Consider the following 17,433-nt stretch of genomic DNA (forward strand, 5'->3'; position numbering starts at 1 on the left):
CACCCGACCGCACGCAACGCGCAACTGTGCGCGGCGCTCGATTACGGCCGACTGCACGCGGCGCGCAACTGCACCCCGACCGCACGCGGCGCGCAACTGTGCGCAGCGCTCAAACTGCACGCGGCGCTCAATGACAGCCGACTCGATGCGGCGCCCGACTGCGCGCCGCGCGCAACTGTGCGCAGCGCTCAAACTGCACGCGGCGCTCAATGACAGCCGACTCGATGCGGCGCCCGACTGCGCGCCGCGCTCAACTGTGCGCAACGCTCAAACTCCACGCGGCGCTCAATGACAGCCGACTCGATGCGGCGCCCGACTGCGCGCGGCGCTCAACGGTGCGTAGCGCTCGGTGACGCCTCACTGCGCACACGCGAGTCTGCGACACGCGGCGCTCAAGGGCGTTGGATGAATGTGGGCACTAACCCCGTCAGCGGCGGCGAATCCACCAGATGATGCCCAGCACCACCGCGAAGCTCGCCGCGGCGGTCACGACGTAGGGCATCACGCGCCGCACCGCCGGGCCCACCCCGGCCACCGCCAGCAGGTCGATCGGCTCGGCGTCGGGCTGCACCGGCGCGACCGGCTCCCCCGCCCGGGCGTCATCCACGGTGACGACCGGCCCCTCGGACCCCTCCGGCGCCTCCCCGCCCGTGACCGGCGCGGACGGTGCGGCCGGCGAAGGGGCGGTGTCCTCGGCGAGCTTGCCCGCGAGGCAGTCCGCGAACTGCCCGATGAGCCTCCCGCTCACGTCGCCGATGAGGCCGCGGCCGAACTGGGCGGCCTTGCCGGTGATGTCGAGGTCGGTCGACACGTTCACCCGGGTTCCGTCGCCCTCCGCGACGAGCGCCGCGGTCACCGTCGCGCGGGCGGTGCCGCCGCCGCGGCTGTCGGCGCCCGACGCGCCGATCACGACGCGCCGGGCGGCCTCGTCGCGCTCGACGAAGCGGCCGGAGCCCTTGAACGTGAGGCTGACCGGGCCGAGCTTCACCTTCACGGTGCCGGTGAAGTCGTCGCCCTCGACCGAGGTCAGTGTGGCCCCGGGCATGCAGGGCGCGATTCGTTCGATGTCCAGCAGCACGGCCCAGGCCCGCTCGACCGGGACGGGCACGATGAAGGTGTTCTCCAGTTGCACGGGCCGCTACCTCCAAAAGGTCGATGGCCCCGGCACGCGGCCGGGGCCACCTCGACGTTAGTCAGATTAAACGCCCAGCGCGCGGCAGACCGCCCGGGTGGTCAGGACCCGCGCGAGCTCCCGGCGGTACTCCGCGGACGCGGTCAGGTCGTCCACCGGCGCGGTGCCGGTCGCCGCCCGTGAGCAGGCCTCGGCGATCGCGGTGGGGGTGGCCGGCGAACCGGTCAGGGCCGTCTCGACGTCGCGGGCGCGATGGGGTACCGGCCCCACGTTGGTCAGCGCGACGCGGGCCGCCCCGATGCCGCCGTTGTCGCGGCGTACCGCGGCCGCCACCCCGACGATCGCCCACGACTGGGCGGTGCGGTGGAACTTCTCGTAGTGCACGGCCCAGCCGGCGGTCGAGGGCAGGCGTACCTCGACCAGGATCTCGTCCGGGTCGAGCGCGGTGGTGAACAGGTCGACCGCGAAGTCGGCCGCGGGGACCGACCGCCGGCCCGCCGGGCCCTGAACGACGTATGTCGCGTCCAGGGCCGCCGCCACGGCGGGCAGGTCGGCGGCCGGGTCGGCGTGGGCGAGCGAACCGCCAAGGGTGCCGCGGTGACGCACCTGGCGGTCGCCCACCGTCGCGGCCGCGGCGGCGAGCAGCGGCGCGTGCTCGCGCACCAGGTCGGACGCCGCCACCTCCGCGTGCGTGGTCATGGCGCCGATTACGAGCGCGTCGCCGTCGACGCGTACGCCGGCGAGGCCCGGCACCGCGCCGAGGTCGATGAGCACGGTCGGGGCCGCGAGCCGGAGCCGGAGCACGGGCAGCAGCGACTGGCCGCCGGCCAGGAGCTTGGCGTCCTCGGCCGAGCCGAGCGCGGCGACCGCCTCCTCCACAGTGGACGGCCGCGTGTAGTCGAACGGAACCGGGATCAACTCGCACCCCCTCGCTTCAGCGCCCGCCACACCCGCTCGGGAGTGCACGGCATCGGTACATCGGACACCCCGTAGGGCCGCAGAGCGTCGACGATCGCGTTGACCACGGCCGGGGTCGCGGCGATCGCGCCCGCCTCGCCGACGCCCTTGACGCCGAGCGGGTTCGAGGTCGCCGGCGTCTCGGTCCGGTCCGACTCGATGGTCGGCAGGTCCGCGGCGCTCGGGATCGTGTACTCCACGAACGACCCGGTCAGCAGCGTGCCCCCGGCGTCGTAGACGGCCTCCTCGTGCAGGGCCTGCGCGATGCCCTGGGCCACGCCGCCGTGCACCTGGCCCTCGACGATGAGCGGGTTGACCACCCGGCCGACGTCGTCTACCGCGACGTACCGCCGGATCGTGACTCTCCCGGTCTGCGTGTCGACCTCCGTCGCGCACAGGTGCGTGCCGTGCGGGAACGAGAACGTCTGCGGGTCGAAGGTGGCGTCGGCGTCCAGCGACGCCTCCACCCCGTCGGGCAGGTCGTGGGCGGCGAATACGGCGAACGCGCAGTCCCCGATGGTCTTGGCGGCTTCGGGTGTACCTCGCACCCGGAACGCCCCCGCCGCGAACTCGAGATCGTCCGGGCTGCACTCCAGCATGTGCGCGGCGACCGTCCGCGCCTTGTCGCGTACCTTGCGGCAGGCCTCGACCAGCGCGACCCCGCCGACGGCGAGGGAGCGGGAGCCGTACGTGTCCAGCCCCTTGTGCGAGGTCCGCGTGTCGCCGTGCAGCACCTCGACGTCCTCGAAGGCCACCCCGAGCTCGTCGGCGACGATCTGGCTCCAGGCCGTGACGTGACCCTGGCCGTGCGGGCTCGTGCCGGTGACGACCTCGACCTTGCCGGTGGGCAGCACGCGCACCGCGGCGGTCTCCCAGCCGCCGGCCGCGTACCGCAGCGCGCCGAGGATCCGCGACGGGGCCAGGCCGCACATTTCCGTATATGTGGAGACTCCGAGCCCAAGCTGTACCGGATCCCCCGCTTCTCGCCTTTTCGCCTGCTCGGCCCGCAGGCCGTCGTAGCCGAACAGCTCGAGGGCCTTGTCCGTGGCCGCGTCGTAGTCGCCGGAGTCGTAGACCAGGCCCGCCACGGTCGTGAACGGGAACTCCTCGGCCTTGATCCAGTTGCGGCGGCGCAGCTCGATCGGGTCGAGCTCCAGCTCGGCGGCGAGCTCGTCCATGGCGCGCTCGATCGCGTAGGTCGCCTCGGGCCGGCCCGCGCCGCGGTAGGCGTCGGTGATCGTGGTGTTGGTGAAGACGCCGGTGCACTCGAAGCGGTACGCCGGGACCTTGTAGATCGAGTTGTACATGAATGCGCCCAGGATCGGCACGCCCGGCCCGACCAGCCCGAGGTAGGCGCCCATGTTCGCGATGAGCTTGACGTCGATGCCGGTGAGGGTGCCGTCGCGGCGGGCGGTGAGCGTGATGTCCTGGATCTGGTCGCGCCCGTGGTGCGCGGAGAGCATGGTGTCGCCGCGCGTCTCGGTGTACTTGACCGGCTTCTGGATCCGCTGGGCGGCCAGGAACGCGATCATCTCCTCCGGCGTGACCTGGAGCTTCCCGCCGAAGCCGCCGCCCACGTCGGGCGCGATGACCCGGATCTTGTGCTCGGGGACGCCGGTGAGCAGCGCATAGAACACCCGCAGGATGTGCGGGATCTGGGTGGCGGACCAGATGGTGTACTCCCCTGCGCCCGGATCCACCACGACGCTGCGCGGCTCCATGAAGGCCGGGATCAGGCGCTGCTGCACATAGCGGCGCTGGACGCGCACCTCGGCGTCGGCGTCGGCGACGCTCGTGCCGGTGCCCGCGGCGGCGGAGTCGAAGATCCAGGTGTACGACCGGTTGGTGCCCTTGTCCGGATGCACCAGAATCTGGTCTTCGGCCGCGGCGGCGAGGTCGAGCATCGGCTCGAGCGGCTCGTAGTCGACCTCGATCGCCTCCAGCGCGTCGATCGCGCTCGCGGCGTCGCGGGCGGCGACGACGGCGACGGCCTCCCCGTGGTACCGGACCAGGTCAACGGCCAGCGGCGGCCGCACCGGGTGCACGATGTCCTCGGTCACCGGCCACGCGCACGGCAGGCTGCCCTGCACGTCGGCGACGTCGGCGCCGCTGAACGCGGCCACCACGTTCGGCGCGCTCAGCGCCCCGGACACGTCGACGCGCGTGATCCGCGCGGAGGCGTGCGGGCTGCGCAGGATCGCCAGGTGCAGCATCCCGGGCAGCGCGATGTTGTCGGTCCAGCGCGTACGCCCGGTGATGAGCCGCGCGTCCTCCTTGCGCCTCCTGGCCGCGCCGACCTCGGGTTCCACGATGGCGGTCATACGTGGACCTCGCTGACGTCGCTCGTGCGCAGCGCCGCGGCCGCGGCCTGGACCGCGCGCACGATGTTCTGGTACCCGGTGCAGCGGCAGAGGTTGCCGGACAGCCCCTCCCGCACCTCCTCCTCGGTCGGGTCGTCGTTCTCCCGGAGCAGGTCCACCGCGGACAAGATCATCCCGGGCGTGCAGTACCCGCACTGCAGCGCGTGCAGCTCGTGGAAGGCACGCTGCACCGCGTGCAACTCGCCGCCGGGGCCGGCCAGCCCCTCGATCGTGGTGACACTGGCGCCGTCGGCCTGCACGGCGAGGACGGAGCAGCTCTTGACGCTGTGCGGCACCGCGTCGGGACTGCCCATGAGGACCGTGCACGAGCCACAGTTGCTGGTATCGCAGCCGACGACCGTACCAACCTTGCCGAGCCGCTCACGAAGATGTTGGACGAGGAGGGTTCGCGGCTCGACATCATCGACGTAGCGGCTGCCGTCGACGTCGACACTGACGCGAACTCGTTGGGCAGAGGACATGCTGCCTCCCGCGGGGACATGCCAGTCAGGCAATGCCTGATCAGCAAACGCCTCCAATGAAGATCAAAGCAAGACCCTGGGTCTCTGGCTCGCTGCGCTCGCGGTGGGGGAGCTTCGCTCCACCCACGCCCCCTCAAAATCTCCGCCGGCCCGAACCGGCGACTCCCCGGCGCTCGATCGCGTCTCCCCCGACGCCGTGCGACGACGGTCAGCCGAACTCGTCCGGCGCGGCGTCCACCCGTCGCGCCCCCGGCGGCGCGGATCGTTCCGGCGTCGCCGGCGAACGGTCCGACTACGCGTGGTGCAACGCGGCCGGCCGCCACCCGGAGTCGCGACCGGAGCGGATGCGGCGGATGACCGCCGCATGGTCACGGTCGCGGCGCCGGCCGGACTCGACCGGGAGGCGGTCCGCCGCCCGCCGGCCCGCGTGAAGGTGGTGATGCCGGCCCGGAGCCGCAGCCGGCCGAGACCGCCGGTCAGGCCGGGACCTCGAGCGACCGCAAGGCGGGGACGGAACAGGTCAGCTGCGCAGGATGATCCGGCGGCGGCGGGCGACGAGGATCAGCACCGCGCCGGCCAGAACGGCGGCGATGCCGCCGCCGACCAGCAGGGCCGTGTCGGAGCCGGTCACCGGCAGCGCCGGGGCGGAAGGTGCGGCCGAACTCGGCACGGGTACGCGCTTCGCGAACACCGCGTTCAGGCCGCGCTGGCCCTCGACGACCTGGGCGTCGCCGGCGCCGCCCTCCGGGAGCACCATCTGCCAGCCGGGCGGCGTGGAGAACTGGAGGCCGACGGAGCCGGCCGGCAGGTGGGTCAGGTGGGCGATGCCCTTGGCGTCGGTGACGGCCTGGCCGTAGGTCTTGTTCGTGCCGTCCTCGACGGCGAGCACCGTGATGCCGGGGGCGCCCGGGCTGCCGTCGCCGCAGTCGCCGGTCGGGGCGTTGCCGACGCAGACCTGGACGTCGACGTCGCCGAACGCGCCGGGGACCTTGATCACCAGGCCGGCGGTGTTGTCGGCGGCGTTGGCGTCGCCGTTGTCCGACTCGAGGGTGAAGCTCAGCGGGGCGCCACCGTACCGCCAGGCCTGGTGCGTGGTCTTCCCCGTGATCGTGAACGTCTTGGACCCGCCGGCGTCGAGGTCGAAGCCCGTCTCCAGCGCGCCGTAGTCCACGTCCTCCAGGCTCTTCACGTAGCCGCCGGCAATGTGGGAGTGCACGGCCTTGGCCGCGCCGTGGTTGGTGACCACCACCGTCAGCGAGAACGGCGCGTTCTCCGCGTAGGACGGCTGGTCGGCGGCGATGGCCACGGCCAGGTCCGGCTGCGGGTCGGCGGCCAGGGCGGCGGTGGCCGGCAGCACCGCGAGGGCGGCGCTGGCGAGGGCGGCACCGGCGACGGCGGCGGCGAGAGCGCGCATGAGGGACCTCCAGGGCAACGGAATCGACCAGCAAGTTATCGCTCCGCGTCGAGGCCCGTTGTCCCGTCGCCGGTGACCCCCGTCACACCGTTTTTCCACTCGCGCTACGTCGCGAATCGCTGCTTGAGGAGCCGCCGCATCCGCCAGAAGATCGACGAGATTCCGTTGTGGGGGAACGGGATCGTGTACGGCGCAGCGAGCTCGGGTACGTAGTCGGCACCCCTCCTCGACCAGTACCGCGACGCGGTCGAATCCGTACTTGCCTTGGAAAAGCCCGATCTCGTGTACCACGTTCTGCCGGGCCATGCGCTTGCCCTCCACGGTCAGGTCTTCGGCCGTCAGCACGCACACCGCGAACGAGCACAGCGCAAGGTTGGTCTCCAGCGCCTCGGTCACCGCCACGCTGCCCCACGTCTGGCGCTCGAAGAAGTGCACCGGAAGCCCCGGTTCGGCCTCGACGAGTTCCTTGACGGCCAACCAATCGGACCGGCCGCCGTGGGCGATGAACACCCCGAGCGGTTCGACGGGCGCGCGCCGCCCGGCGTCGAGCGAGCGGATCAGGCTCCGGGCGACCCGCGGAAACTGCGCGTGGCCACTGTGCCCGACATAGCGCAGTTTGTGGCGGGCCAGCGCCATGCCCAGCAGCGACCCGAGCTCGACCTGGAGCCGATCCGAGGTGATGACGGCGAGCAGCCCGGCCGCGAAGACGTCGCCGGCTCCGGTCGCGTCCTCGACCTCGCCCGCCGTCAGCGCCGACTGCGCGTAGTGGTCCCGCCGCACCCGCCCGGCGGACCGTGTGAAGGTGGTGATGCCGGACGGCTTCTTCACGAGGATCGTCGCGCCGGCCCGGGCCACTGCGAGCAGCCGGTCGGCCACGTCGCTCTCGTCGTCGCCCGGCCGGTACTCGCCGAGCGCCTTGAACTCGCGCTGGTTGAGGAGCAGGAAGTCCGCCAGCCGCACGATCTCGGCGATGTCGGGGGTGGGATTCGTCGCCCACACGTGCCCCGGGTCGAACGAGATCATCGTGTCGGCGCTGCGCTGCCGGACCGCATCGAGCACTGCGCGCATTCGTGGCGGTGTCCGCGTGTCGAGAAACGACGTCACGTGCACCACCCGGGCGCCCGACAGGTATTTGACGACCGTCTCGAAGTCGTCGTCGAGATAGTCGGCCATGAGTTCATTGGCCCCGGCGTGGGTCAGCAACGTTCGCTCGCCGTCAGCGATGAACGAGAAACAGATGCCGCTGAGCACGTCGGCATAACTGCGCACGCCGGAGTCGTCGATGCCGAGTAACTGCAGCTGCCCGTTGCTCGACATGCCCAACATCGGCATGCTTCCGGCGACGCCGACATAGCCCAGCCGCAGGCCGAGCCGGGTCTGAGCGATCGCGGTGATGGCGTTGAACGCCGACCCGCCGAGGCTGACCTTCAGCGAACCGGCGTCAGCCGCCTCCAGCGCGGCATAGATCACGTCCGCCCCGACGTCGCGTTCCACGCCCCATTCGATCGGTGCCTCACCGGCGAGCATGTCGTTGAGTCGCGCAACGAGGTGTACACCGTCGGCGGAGGCCTGCCGCTGCACCGTCGCGGCCGTCGCGATGTAGTCCAGGTTCAACGCGCCCACCCCGACGATGTCGAACCCGTAGCGGCCGTGAAAGATACCGGCCTGATGGACGACGTCCTGGTCGGCCAGCCCGAGACCGTCGTCCGTCGAGGCGTCCACGGTGAGCACGCACACGGCGAAACTGCACGCGGCCAGGATCGCCCGCATCGCCTCGGCGACCGGCGGCCGCGGTTCGACCCGGTTCAGCTCGAACACCACCACCCCGCAGTCGACTTCGAGGAATTCCCGGACGTCCAGGGACGGCGGAGAGCCCTCGTGCGACAGAAAAACCCCGGAGGGCCGCGGCCGCTGGCGCGTCAGGCTCTCCCGGATCTGCAGGAACCCGCCGGCCAGCGCCGGCAGGCCGGAACCCTGCAGCTTGTGGCGGGCCAGGCTGAGCCCGAGCAGTGAGCCGAGCTCGACTTGGATTTCCCTGGAAGAGAGCCCGGCAAGGACCGCGGCGGAGAACGCGTCCCCGGCCCCGGTGGCATCCTCCAACGCCCCGTCGGCCGCGAAGGGCAGCGCGAGCCGGAACTGCTCGACCGCGCCATCCGCCCGTCCCGGCCGGCCAGCCTTCAACGTTGCCCTCGAAACGGGCGGCCGACTCGATCACATGATCCGCCATGCGCCTGGTGAGGCTCGACGCGCTCGCGATGTAGTCGACGTTCAACGCCCCCAGCCCGACGACGTCGAGACGAGGTGGGGACCCTGTCATGACATCCTCCGCCGCCGGCTCGGGCCTAAATTGTGGCATCGACGACAAACGGTGGCAACGGTACGTGCGCATGCCGTCACTCCGCCGGAAGTGCCAGCGGCGGAGCGGTCGGTGGAGACGCGCTCAGACGCCGGGCCGGCTCAGCCCGCTCTCGTAGGCCCACACGACCGCACCGACCCGGTCCCGCACCTGCAGTTTGGCGAAGATCCGGCCCACGTGGGTCTTCACCGTGGTCTCGCCCAGGTAGAGGCGGCCGGCGATCTCGGCGTTGCTCAGCCCGCGGGCGATCAGGCTCAGCACTTCCCGCTCGCGGTCGGTAAGGCGCTGCAGGCGCGGGTCGGGCTGCGGGCCGGGGCCGGCGGTGACGTACCGGTCGAGCAGTCTTCGGGTGACCGACGGCGACACCATCGGGTCGCCTCGCAGCACGCCGCGGATCGCCACGAGCATCTCCGCGGCGGGCGCGTCCTTCACGAGGAAGCCGTCGGCACCGTTGCGCAGGGCCGCGAAGGCGTACTCGTCGAGGTCGAACGTCGTGATCATCAGGATTCGGGTCGCGGGCAGGGCGCCGCGGATCCGGCCGGCCGCGGTCACGCCGTCCAGGCCGGGCATGCGCACGTCCAGGAGGATCACGTCCGGGTGGTGCTCCACCGCCAGGTCGATCGCCTGCCGGCCGTCGGCCGCCTCGCCGACGACGGTGAGGTCGGGCTGGCTGTCGACCACCATGCGGAGCCCGACCCGCATCATCTCCTGGTCGTCGCAGATCAGGACCCGGGACGGTTTCCGGTCGGACATGCCTCCATGCTGCCGGTGTACCGCTGTGGAATCGCTGTGACGGCCGGTTCGAGCGGCAGCGTGGCGACCACCCGGTAGCCGCCCTCCGGCCGCGGGGCCGCGTCCAGCGTGCCGCCGAACATCGCCACCCGCTCGCGCATGCCCGCGATGCCCCGCCCGGACGACGGCAGCCGCGGCGACCGGGGCGCGGCGGTACCGTGGTCGCGCACCTCGATCCGGACCGCGCGCCCCGGGCCGGGCTCACCCAGATCGACGGTGACCTCGGGGCCGGCGCCGGCCCCGGCGTGCTTGACCACGTTCGCCAGCGCCTCCTGGACGATCCGGTAGGCCTGGACCACGGCCCCGGCCGGCACGTCGTCGCCGCGGCCGGTGACCCGGATGACCGCCCCGTCGACCCCGGCCGTCAGCCGCGGAAGGTCGGCCAGGGTCGGAGACGGCGGCGGCGGCGGTCCGCCGGCCTCCAGCACCGCCAGCAGACGGCGCAGCTCGTTCAGCGCCTCCCGCCCGGTGGCGCTCACCAGCCGCAGCGTCCGGTCCACCGCGGCCGGGTCGGTGTGCCGCATCAGCTGCGCGCCCTCGGCGTTGACGACCATGACGCTGACGCTGTGGGCGAGCACGTCGTGCAGTTCCCGGGCGATCCGGGTCCGCTCCTCCGCGGCGGCGGCGCGCGCCAGCGCCCGGCGCTCGGAGTCGGCCAGCTCGGCCCGGCGCTCGACCGACTCGAGGTAGGCGCGCCGGCCCCGCACGCGCTCGGCGAGCAGCCAGGCCGTGGCGATCGCCAGGCCGTAGGTGAGCAGGCTCCAGCCCGTGTCCGGGGCGGCCCGGACGGTGAGGGTCCAGGCGCCGAAGAACGCGGCCACGGCCGTACCGGCGACGGTCGCCGCCCGGCGCCGGCCGCGCACGACAAGCGTGTAGAGCATCAACAGCAGCGCCAGGTGGGCGAGCGGGAGATGCTCCGCCCAGGCCCGGGTGAGCAGCCCGAGCCAGGCGGCGGCGAGCATGATGGCGGTCATCGCCGCCGGGCGGTGGCGACGTCCGAGCAGCGGCAGTACCAATCCGGCCAGAACGAGGATCTGCACCCAGAGCGGCCGCCCGGCGGGCGGGACGACGATCGCCGGCGCCGCGAGGGCGACCGCGAGGATCGGGTCGACCGCTCGCCGTCCCACCATCCTGAACACGGCCCAACGGTACCGATCGGAGGACGGGCGGGAGTCCTCCCACGGTAGGACGGGGACGGCCGGCCGGACGGACGACCGATGATGATCATGGCTCCTAGCGTCCCCGCCATGTCGATTCTCACCGAGTTCCTGCGCCACCCGCTGCTGACCGGGGCGATCGCCGCGAGCTCGCCCGCGCTCGCCCGGACGATGACCGAGGGCATCGGCCTGGAGCGGGCCCGGACCGTCGTCGAGCTGGGGCCCGGGACCGGCGTCTTCACCGACGCGATCCGGCGCCGGGTCGGGCCCGGCACCCGGATCGTCGCGATCGAGCTCAATCGCCACCTCGCCGCGCGCCTGGCCGACCGGTACCGCGGGCAGCCGGTGGACGTCGTGCACGGCTCCGCCGCCGACCTGGCGAGCCTGGTGGACCATCCGGTCGACGCGGTGGTGTCCGGGCTGCCGTGGACCGTCATGCCGGAGCCGGTCCGGCACCGGATTCTCGATGCGGTCGCCGCTGTACTCGCACCGGCGGGCGCGTTCACCACGTTCGCCTACGCCCACGCGGCCTGGACGCCGCCCGGCCGCCGGTTCGCCGGCGAGCTCGGCCGGCGCTTCGGCACCTTGCGCACGAGCCGGCTGGTGTGGCGCAACCTGCCGCCGGCCTTCGCCTACCGCGCGACCGCCCCCTCAGGCGGGCTTCACGGCGGCCAGGCCCAGGACGTCGGGAACGCCGGCCGGGCCGACCTCCTCCACCCGGTCGAGCCGCAGCCCGGCCGCGATCACCGCGTTGAGCAGATCGGCGAGCGGTAGGTGCCAGGCGCCGACGCGGGCCCGGACCCCGGCCGGGCACCAGGCCTCGTAGGTGTGCGACCGGTCGGCGTAGCGCTCGTCGACGACGACGGTGGGCCGGGCGCTCCAGTCGGCGAACGCGCCCACGTAGCAGGGGTGCACGCCGATGTGGACGAACCGGCCGCCGGGCCGCAGCACCCGGGCCACCTCGCGGAGCACGGCCGCGTAGTCCGGCACGTCGGTGTGCGCGAGGACGCAGTCGACCGCCGGGACCGCGCCGTCGGCGAACGGCAGCGCCGCCGCGTCCGCCCGCACCACCGGTAGCCGGCGCACGGCGTGGCGCAGCTGGCCGCCGGACAGGTCCAGCCCGACGGGGCTCCACCCGAGCGCGCTCAGCTCGGCGGCCTGCACCCCGGTGCCGCAGCACAGGTCCAGGCAGACGCCCGGCCCGGCCCCGAGCAGCCGGCGCAGCAGCGCCTGCCGTCGCGTCGTGTACTCGGCGGCGGCCCCGGTCACGTAGTCCTCGTACCAGTCGGCGTGGGCGTCGTACGCGGCCTTCGTCGTCATCATCAGACCGTAGGCCGCAGCGCGCCGGCCCACCGTCCCGAGCCGGCCGCGTTCGCGCCCAGGGAGCCGTCGACCCTCGACGACAGGCATGCCGAGCGCGGTCGCGGCGCGCACGGCGTCCTCGGCGACGACAAATCCCACACCATGAGTCGCGTCAGCTCTCGGACGCCGGAACCACCAGTGGCCGCCCGACGGCGTCCAGGGCGGCCAGCATCTCCAGCTCCGCGCGGTAGCCGGCGCGGTCGAGGTCGCCGTAGAGGAGGCGCACCGTCGCGGACCGCTCGGCGTCGGCCAGGCGGCGGTGCGGCCGGCCCGTTGCGGCGGCCTTGTACAGGTGGCGCGAGATCAGCAGCACGTAGACGCCGGCGGTCGCCGCGGCGGCGAGCATGGTCGCGAGCACTCGCAGGACGCTACCGGGCGACGGGCGGGCGACGGTACCAACTCCGCGGATCGAATCGGTTGCACTACCCGGCGGCAACCCCTGGGCAATCGGCTCGCCGGGCATCCCGCGCGTCGCCGCCCGTCTGGGATGCTGGGCCCGTGGAGAGCGTCTACCGGCGGTCGGCCGGCACGGCCCGCGGCGAGGCCCGGCGGCAGGAGCTGCTCGAGCGCGTCGTGGAGGACCTCGCGGCCCACGGGCTCGTGGACTTCTCGCTGCGCCGGGCCGCACGCGCCGCCGGTACCACCCACAAGGTTTTGCTCTATCACTTCGCCGGCGTCGACGATCTGCTCGTGCAGGCGGTGGACCGGCTCCGGGAGCGGCGCATCGACACCGGGCTCGCCGCGGCCGCCGCCGGTCCGGGGACCCTCGCGGCGCGCGTGGAGGCGCTGTGGCCCGTGCTCACCGACCCGCGCTTCGGGCATCGGGTGCTGGAGCAGTCGACCGGGCTCGCGATGTACGACCCCACCCGGTACGCGCAGTTCGGCCGCGAGGCGACCGAGCGCTACCTGCCCGCGCTGCTGTCGCTGTGCCCGCCGGACTGGAGCGCCGCCCGGAAGGCCGAGGTCGCGGAGATGATGCTCGCCACGCTGCGCGGCCTCCTGCTCGACCGGGTGACCGGCGGGGACGAGGAGGGCACCGCGGCCGGGCTGCGGGCGCTGCTGCGGGCCCTCGAACGCGAAGAACGGGCCTAGCGCTCGATGTGAACCACATGGTTCACTTCTTGCATGACGCAGATCGAGCTCGGGGTGGGCACCGTCGAGTACCGCGACACCGGGGGCTCCGGGCCCGTCATCGTGCTGCTGCACGGGCTCCTCATGGACGCGTCGCTGTGGGATTCGGTCATTCCCGAAATTTCGCCACATTTCCGGGTGATCGCCCCGACGCTGCCGTTCGGCGCGCACCGCATCGCCGTACGCGCGGACGCGGACCTGTCGCTGCCCGGCACCGCCGCCACGGTGCGGGAACTGCTCGACCGGCTGGACCTGCGCGACGTCACCCTGGTCGGCAACGACACGGGCGGCGCGGTCGCGCAGCTGGCCGCGGCCGACCCCCGCGTGGGCCGGCTCGTGCTGGTGTCGTGCGAGGCGTTCGACAACCTGCCGCCGGGCCTGACCGGCCGCACGATCGCCGCGCTGGGCCGGCTGCCCGCGGGCCTGTTCCGCGCGTTCATGCAGCAGATGCGCCTCAAGCCGGCGCGGCGGCTCCCGATCGCGTTCGGCCGGCTGACCCGGCGCGGCGACCGGGCGACGCGCGCCTGGATGGCGCCGATCCTGACCCAGAAAGCGATAGCCCGGGATTCGGTACGTGTACTGCGCGCCGTCTTCGCCGACCGCACGATCCTGATGCGCGCCGCGGAGGATCTGTGCGGCTTCGACCGCCCGGCGCTCGTGGTGTGGGCCAAGCGCGACCGCGTGATGCCGCCCGAGCACGGCCGGCGCCTCGCGGAGCTGCTGCCGCAGGGCCGGCTGGTGGAGATCGAGGACACGGACACGCTGATCCCGCTGGACCAGCCCGGCCGCCTGGCTGAGGCGCTGCGCGGGTTCTAGTCGTGGTGGATGCGGCCCGCCGTCATGGTGAGCCGCGCTCCCCCGCCGCCCCAGCGCCCGGCGATGATCTCGGCGGCGATGCTCACGGCGGTCTCCTCCGGGGTGCGCGCGCCCAGGTCGAGGCCGATCGGCGAGGACAGGCGGGCGATCTCGGTCTCGCCGACCCCGGCCTCGCGCAGCCGCGCCATGCGGTCCTCGTGGGTGCGGCGGGAGCCCATCGCCCCGACGTACGCGAACTCCCGGCTCAGCGCCACCGCCAGCACCGGCACGTCGAACTTCGGGTCGTGCGTGAGCACGCACACGACGGTGCGGTCGTCGACGCGGCCGGCGTCGATCTCGCCCTGGAGGTACCGATGCGGCCAATCGACGATGACCTCGTCGGCGCCCGGGAAGCGCTTCGAGGTGGCGAAGACCGGGCGGGCGTCGCAGACCGTGACGTGGTACCCCAGGAAGGCACCGATCCGCGCGACCGACGCCGCGAAGTCGATGGCGCCGAAGACGAGCATGCGCGCGGGCGGCGCGTACGACGCCACGAACACCGTGAGGCCCTCGCCCCGGCGCTCCCCGTCCAGGCCGTAGTGCAGGGTGTCGGTCCGCCCGGCGGCGAGCAGGCCGCGGGCGTCGTCGGTCACCGCGGCGTCGAGGCGCGCGGAGCCCAGGGTGCCGTCGGCGGACCCGGGCCACACCACGATGCGCCGCCCGACACGGTCCGCCGGTCCCTCCACGATGGACACGACGGCGACCGGGTCGCGGTGCTCGATCGCGTGCGCGACGCGCTCCAGCTCCGGGTACGTCGTGCGGTCGACCGGCTCGACCAGCAGCTCGATGATGCCGCCGCAGGTCAGGCCGACGGCGAAGGCGTCGTCGTCGCTGACGCCGTACCGCTGCACGACCGGGCTCCGCAGCTCGACCACCTCGCGCGCCAGCTCGTACACGGCCCCCTCGACACACCCGCCCGAGACACTGCCGACCGCGGTCCCGTCCGGCCCGACGAGCATCGTCGCGCCCGCCGGCCGCGGCGAGCTGTGCCAGGTGCGCACCACGGTGGCCATCCCCACCGGCTCCCCGGCGCGCCACCAGCCGAGCAGCTCGCTGAGCACCTCACGCACGACGCACCTCCGGCACCGTCCCAACATCCCCCGCGCCGCCATGGCGCGGGCCGCTGAGCACCTCACGCACGACGCACCTCCAGGCTCTGCACCAACGTCTCCAGCGCCGCGATGGTATGGCCCGCGACGAGCGCGTCGACGTGCGGGAGCACCGCGGCCAGGCCCCCCGCGGACGGCGCGAACCCGGGCCGCCCCGCGTGCGGGCTGACCCAGACGACGCGCGCGGCCAAGCGGCGCAGGTGGGCGACGGTGTCGGCCAGCCGCACCGGGTCCCCCGTCTCCCAGCCGTCGCTGCAGACCACGACCACCGCGCGGCGGGCGGCGCCGCGATGCCCGTCGCCGCGCACGAATGCGCGCATCGTGTCGGCCAGCCGGGTACCGCCGCGCCAGTCGGGAATCGACTGCCCGGCCAGGCGCAGGGCCGCCTCCGGGTCGCGGGTGCGCAGGGCGGCGGTGAGCGGGGTGAGGCGCGTGCCGAGCGCGTACGCCGTCGTCCACCGTGGACGGTGCCGCACCAGCGCGTGGGCGAAGCGCAGCAGCGCGTCGGCGTACGGCGACATCGACCCGGACACGTCGACCAGCACGACCAGGCGCCGGGGCCGCAGCCGGCGCGCCTTGCGCAGCAGCACGTCCGGGCCACGCAGGAGGGCGCGCACGGTGCGGCGGCGGTCCACGACTCCGCGCGAGGCCGGGGTGTACCGCCGGCCGCGCCGCATGGGCTCGGCCCGCCCCGCGATCCGCAGCAGCCGCGCCGCCTCCACCCGCTCCACAGTGGACAGGGTGGCGAGGTCCCGATGCCGCAGTACCTCCTCCGCGCTGGCCTGCACCGCCAGCGCCGGATCGCCGTCGGCCGCCTGTCCCGCCGGCGGCATCGTGGCCCGGAACAGCGACCGCTCGGGCATCCGCCGCACCTGCCACGGCGTGCCCTTCGGCGCCGGATCGCGCTCCTGCCCGCGCACGGCGGCGTCGTACCACGCGATGTCCTCCGGCGAACCGCACAGGGTGAGGCGCCCGACCCAGTACGCGTGCTCGGGCCCCACCGCCTCCAGCGCGGTGAGGAAGGCCAGCCGCCGGTCGAGCGGCACCGCGCGGTCAGGTGAGGACATCGGCGGCCCGCACCAGCTCGATGTCCTCGCGGACCTTGAGCACCACGCCCAGCGTCTCCACGCCCGGCGCCGGCAGCCCGAGGGCCCGCAGGGCGGCGGCCCAGTCGATCGCCTCGGCGACGCCCGGGGGCTTGACCAGGTCGAGGGCCCGCAGCCGCGCGGTGGCCTCCGCGACCCGCGCGGCCAGCCGCTCGCCGATGCCGGGCAGCCGGGTACGCACGATGGCGGCCTCGCGCTCGGGGGTGGGGTGGGCGACCCAGTGGTACAGACAACGGCGCTTCAACGCGTCGTGCACCTCGCGCGTGCGGTTGCTGGTCACCACCACGACCGGCGGTACCTCGGCCACGATCCGCCCCAGCTCGGGCACCGTGACGGCCGCGTCGGCGAGCAGCTCGAGCAGGTAGGCCTCGAACTCGTCGTCGGCGCGGTCGACCTCGTCCACGAGCAGCACGCAGGGGGCGCGCTCGACGGCCTGCAGGAGCGGCCGGGCGAGCAGGAAGCGCCGGTCGTACAGGTCGGCCTCGAGCTCGTCGGCGGAAAGCTCACCGCGGGCGGCGGTCTCGACGGCGCGCAGGTGCAACACCTGGCGCGGAAAATCCCAGTCGTAGAGCGCCTGCGAGGCGTCGAGCCCTTCGTAACACTGAAGCCGGATGAGCTCGACCCCGGCCGCCTCGGCCAGGGCAGCCGCGAACGCGGTCTTACCCACCCCGGCGTCACCTTCGAGAAAGATCGGCCGACCCAGGCGCAGCGCAAGGAAGCCCGCCATCGCGAGCCCCTCATCAGCGAGGTAGCCCACGTCGGCCAGGCGCGCCGCAAGAGCGGCCGGCGAGGCGAAGTCCGGCACGCCCACAACTATGCGCCTAAGCGTGCCGTTCGGGGAATCATCACGCTGAGTGCCGCCACAACTACGACATCTCGGGCCCGTCCACCCTCGTAGCAACCCGTTCGAGTCCGAACGTGCACACCGCCCCAGCGACGCCGTCCATTCCCGCCCGAACGCGCACACATCGCCACCGCACCGCCCACTCCCATCCAGATCCCGGCCCGAACGCGCACACATCGCTCACCTACACCGTCCAGTCCGTCCAAACGTGCACGCACCGCCAACCGCACCGCCCACTCCCATCCAGATCCCGGCCCGAACGCGCACACATCGCTCACCCACACCGTCCAGTCCGTCCAAACGTGCACGCACCGCCAACCGCGCCGCCCACTCCCATCCAGATCCCGGCCCGAACGCGCACACATCGCTCACCCAC

General features: G+C 73.4%; 15 protein-coding genes and 1 pseudogene. 4 read left to right on the forward strand and 12 right to left on the reverse strand.

The window, feature by feature from the left end; genetic code table 11:
* Window positions 1-213 (forward strand): hypothetical protein (locus AB0B76_RS35355; RefSeq protein WP_360383608.1); only part of this gene is annotated, 213 nt, incomplete at its 5' end.
* 214 nt (window positions 214-427) lie between these two features.
* On the opposite strand, the gene AB0B76_RS35360 is transcribed toward AB0B76_RS35355, so the two are convergent.
* From AB0B76_RS35360 to AB0B76_RS35390, 7 genes are all read right to left on the reverse strand, one after another.
* Window positions 428-1,132 (reverse strand): SRPBCC family protein, encoded by a 705-nt coding sequence (locus AB0B76_RS35360; RefSeq protein WP_360383611.1) that lies wholly within the window; start codon window positions 1,130-1,132, stop codon window positions 428-430.
* A 66-nt stretch (window positions 1,133-1,198) separates the two neighbouring features.
* Window positions 1,199-2,050, reverse strand: coding sequence for a xanthine dehydrogenase family protein subunit M (locus tag AB0B76_RS35365; protein WP_360383613.1), 852 nt, complete (start codon window positions 2,048-2,050; stop codon window positions 1,199-1,201).
* The gene (locus tag AB0B76_RS35370) at window positions 2,047-4,410 is read right to left on the reverse strand and encodes a xanthine dehydrogenase family protein molybdopterin-binding subunit (RefSeq protein ID WP_360383615.1); all 2,364 of its coding nucleotides are present in this window, start codon (window positions 4,408-4,410) and stop codon (window positions 2,047-2,049) included. Before AB0B76_RS35370 ends, AB0B76_RS35365 begins: the two co-directional genes overlap by 4 nt.
* The gene (locus AB0B76_RS35375; protein WP_360383618.1) at window positions 4,407-4,931 is read right to left on the reverse strand and encodes a (2Fe-2S)-binding protein; all 525 of its coding nucleotides are present in this window, start codon (window positions 4,929-4,931) and stop codon (window positions 4,407-4,409) included. The genes AB0B76_RS35370 and AB0B76_RS35375 overlap by 4 nt, the downstream gene beginning before the upstream one ends.
* Window positions 4,932-5,451: 520 nt before the next feature.
* On the reverse strand, window positions 5,452-8,526 hold the full coding sequence (locus AB0B76_RS35380; RefSeq protein ID WP_360383620.1) for a PfkB family carbohydrate kinase: 3,075 nt from the start codon (window positions 8,524-8,526) through the stop codon (window positions 5,452-5,454).
* 259 nt (window positions 8,527-8,785) lie between these two features.
* On the reverse strand, window positions 8,786-9,454 hold the full coding sequence (locus AB0B76_RS35385) for a response regulator transcription factor (RefSeq protein WP_360383623.1): 669 nt from the start codon (window positions 9,452-9,454) through the stop codon (window positions 8,786-8,788).
* A complete protein-coding gene (locus tag AB0B76_RS35390; RefSeq protein WP_360383732.1) occupies window positions 9,424-10,623 on the reverse strand; it encodes a histidine kinase in 1,200 nt (399 codons plus the stop codon). The genes AB0B76_RS35385 and AB0B76_RS35390 overlap by 31 nt, the downstream gene beginning before the upstream one ends.
* Before the next feature lie 117 nt (window positions 10,624-10,740).
* Between AB0B76_RS35390 and AB0B76_RS35395 the strand changes: the two are divergent.
* Window positions 10,741-11,142 (forward strand): annotated as a pseudogene (locus AB0B76_RS35395) (methyltransferase domain-containing protein); the annotation flags it as partial.
* Between the two features lie 159 nt (window positions 11,143-11,301).
* On the opposite strand, the gene AB0B76_RS35400 reads toward AB0B76_RS35395, so the two are convergent.
* Window positions 11,302-12,111, reverse strand: a complete 810-nt coding sequence (locus AB0B76_RS35400) for a class I SAM-dependent methyltransferase (protein WP_360383626.1) — start codon at window positions 12,109-12,111, stop codon at window positions 11,302-11,304.
* Between the two features lie 13 nt (window positions 12,112-12,124).
* Window positions 12,125-12,370: a hypothetical protein gene (locus tag AB0B76_RS35405; RefSeq protein ID WP_360383629.1), complete on the reverse strand. Its 246-nt coding sequence runs from the start codon at window positions 12,368-12,370 to the stop codon at window positions 12,125-12,127.
* 140 nt (window positions 12,371-12,510) lie between these two features.
* On the opposite strand from AB0B76_RS35405, the gene AB0B76_RS35410 reads away from it, so the two are divergent.
* Window positions 12,511-13,104: a hypothetical protein gene (locus tag AB0B76_RS35410; RefSeq protein WP_360383631.1), complete on the forward strand. Its 594-nt coding sequence runs from the start codon at window positions 12,511-12,513 to the stop codon at window positions 13,102-13,104.
* Window positions 13,105-13,137: 33 nt separating this feature from the next.
* On the forward strand, window positions 13,138-13,959 hold the full coding sequence (locus AB0B76_RS35415; RefSeq protein WP_360383633.1) for an alpha/beta hydrolase: 822 nt from the start codon (window positions 13,138-13,140) through the stop codon (window positions 13,957-13,959).
* Here the strand turns inward: AB0B76_RS35415 and AB0B76_RS35420 are convergent.
* The 3 genes from AB0B76_RS35420 to AB0B76_RS35430 form a co-directional block, all read right to left on the reverse strand.
* Window positions 13,956-15,068: an XdhC/CoxI family protein gene (locus AB0B76_RS35420; RefSeq protein ID WP_360383635.1), complete on the reverse strand. Its 1,113-nt coding sequence runs from the start codon at window positions 15,066-15,068 to the stop codon at window positions 13,956-13,958. The genes AB0B76_RS35415 and AB0B76_RS35420 overlap by 4 nt on opposite strands.
* 62 nt (window positions 15,069-15,130) lie before the next feature.
* Entirely contained in the window at window positions 15,131-16,174 is a 1,044-nt protein-coding gene (locus tag AB0B76_RS35425; protein WP_360383637.1) for a VWA domain-containing protein, read from the reverse strand.
* Window positions 16,161-17,018 carry a MoxR family ATPase gene (locus tag AB0B76_RS35430; RefSeq protein WP_360383639.1) on the reverse strand — a complete coding sequence of 286 codons (858 nt, stop codon included), beginning with the start codon at window positions 17,016-17,018 and terminating at the stop codon, window positions 16,161-16,163. The genes AB0B76_RS35425 and AB0B76_RS35430 overlap by 14 nt, the downstream gene beginning before the upstream one ends.
* Window positions 17,019-17,433 lie beyond the last annotated feature (415 nt).

The organism is Dactylosporangium sp. NPDC049140 (genome assembly GCF_040648435.1).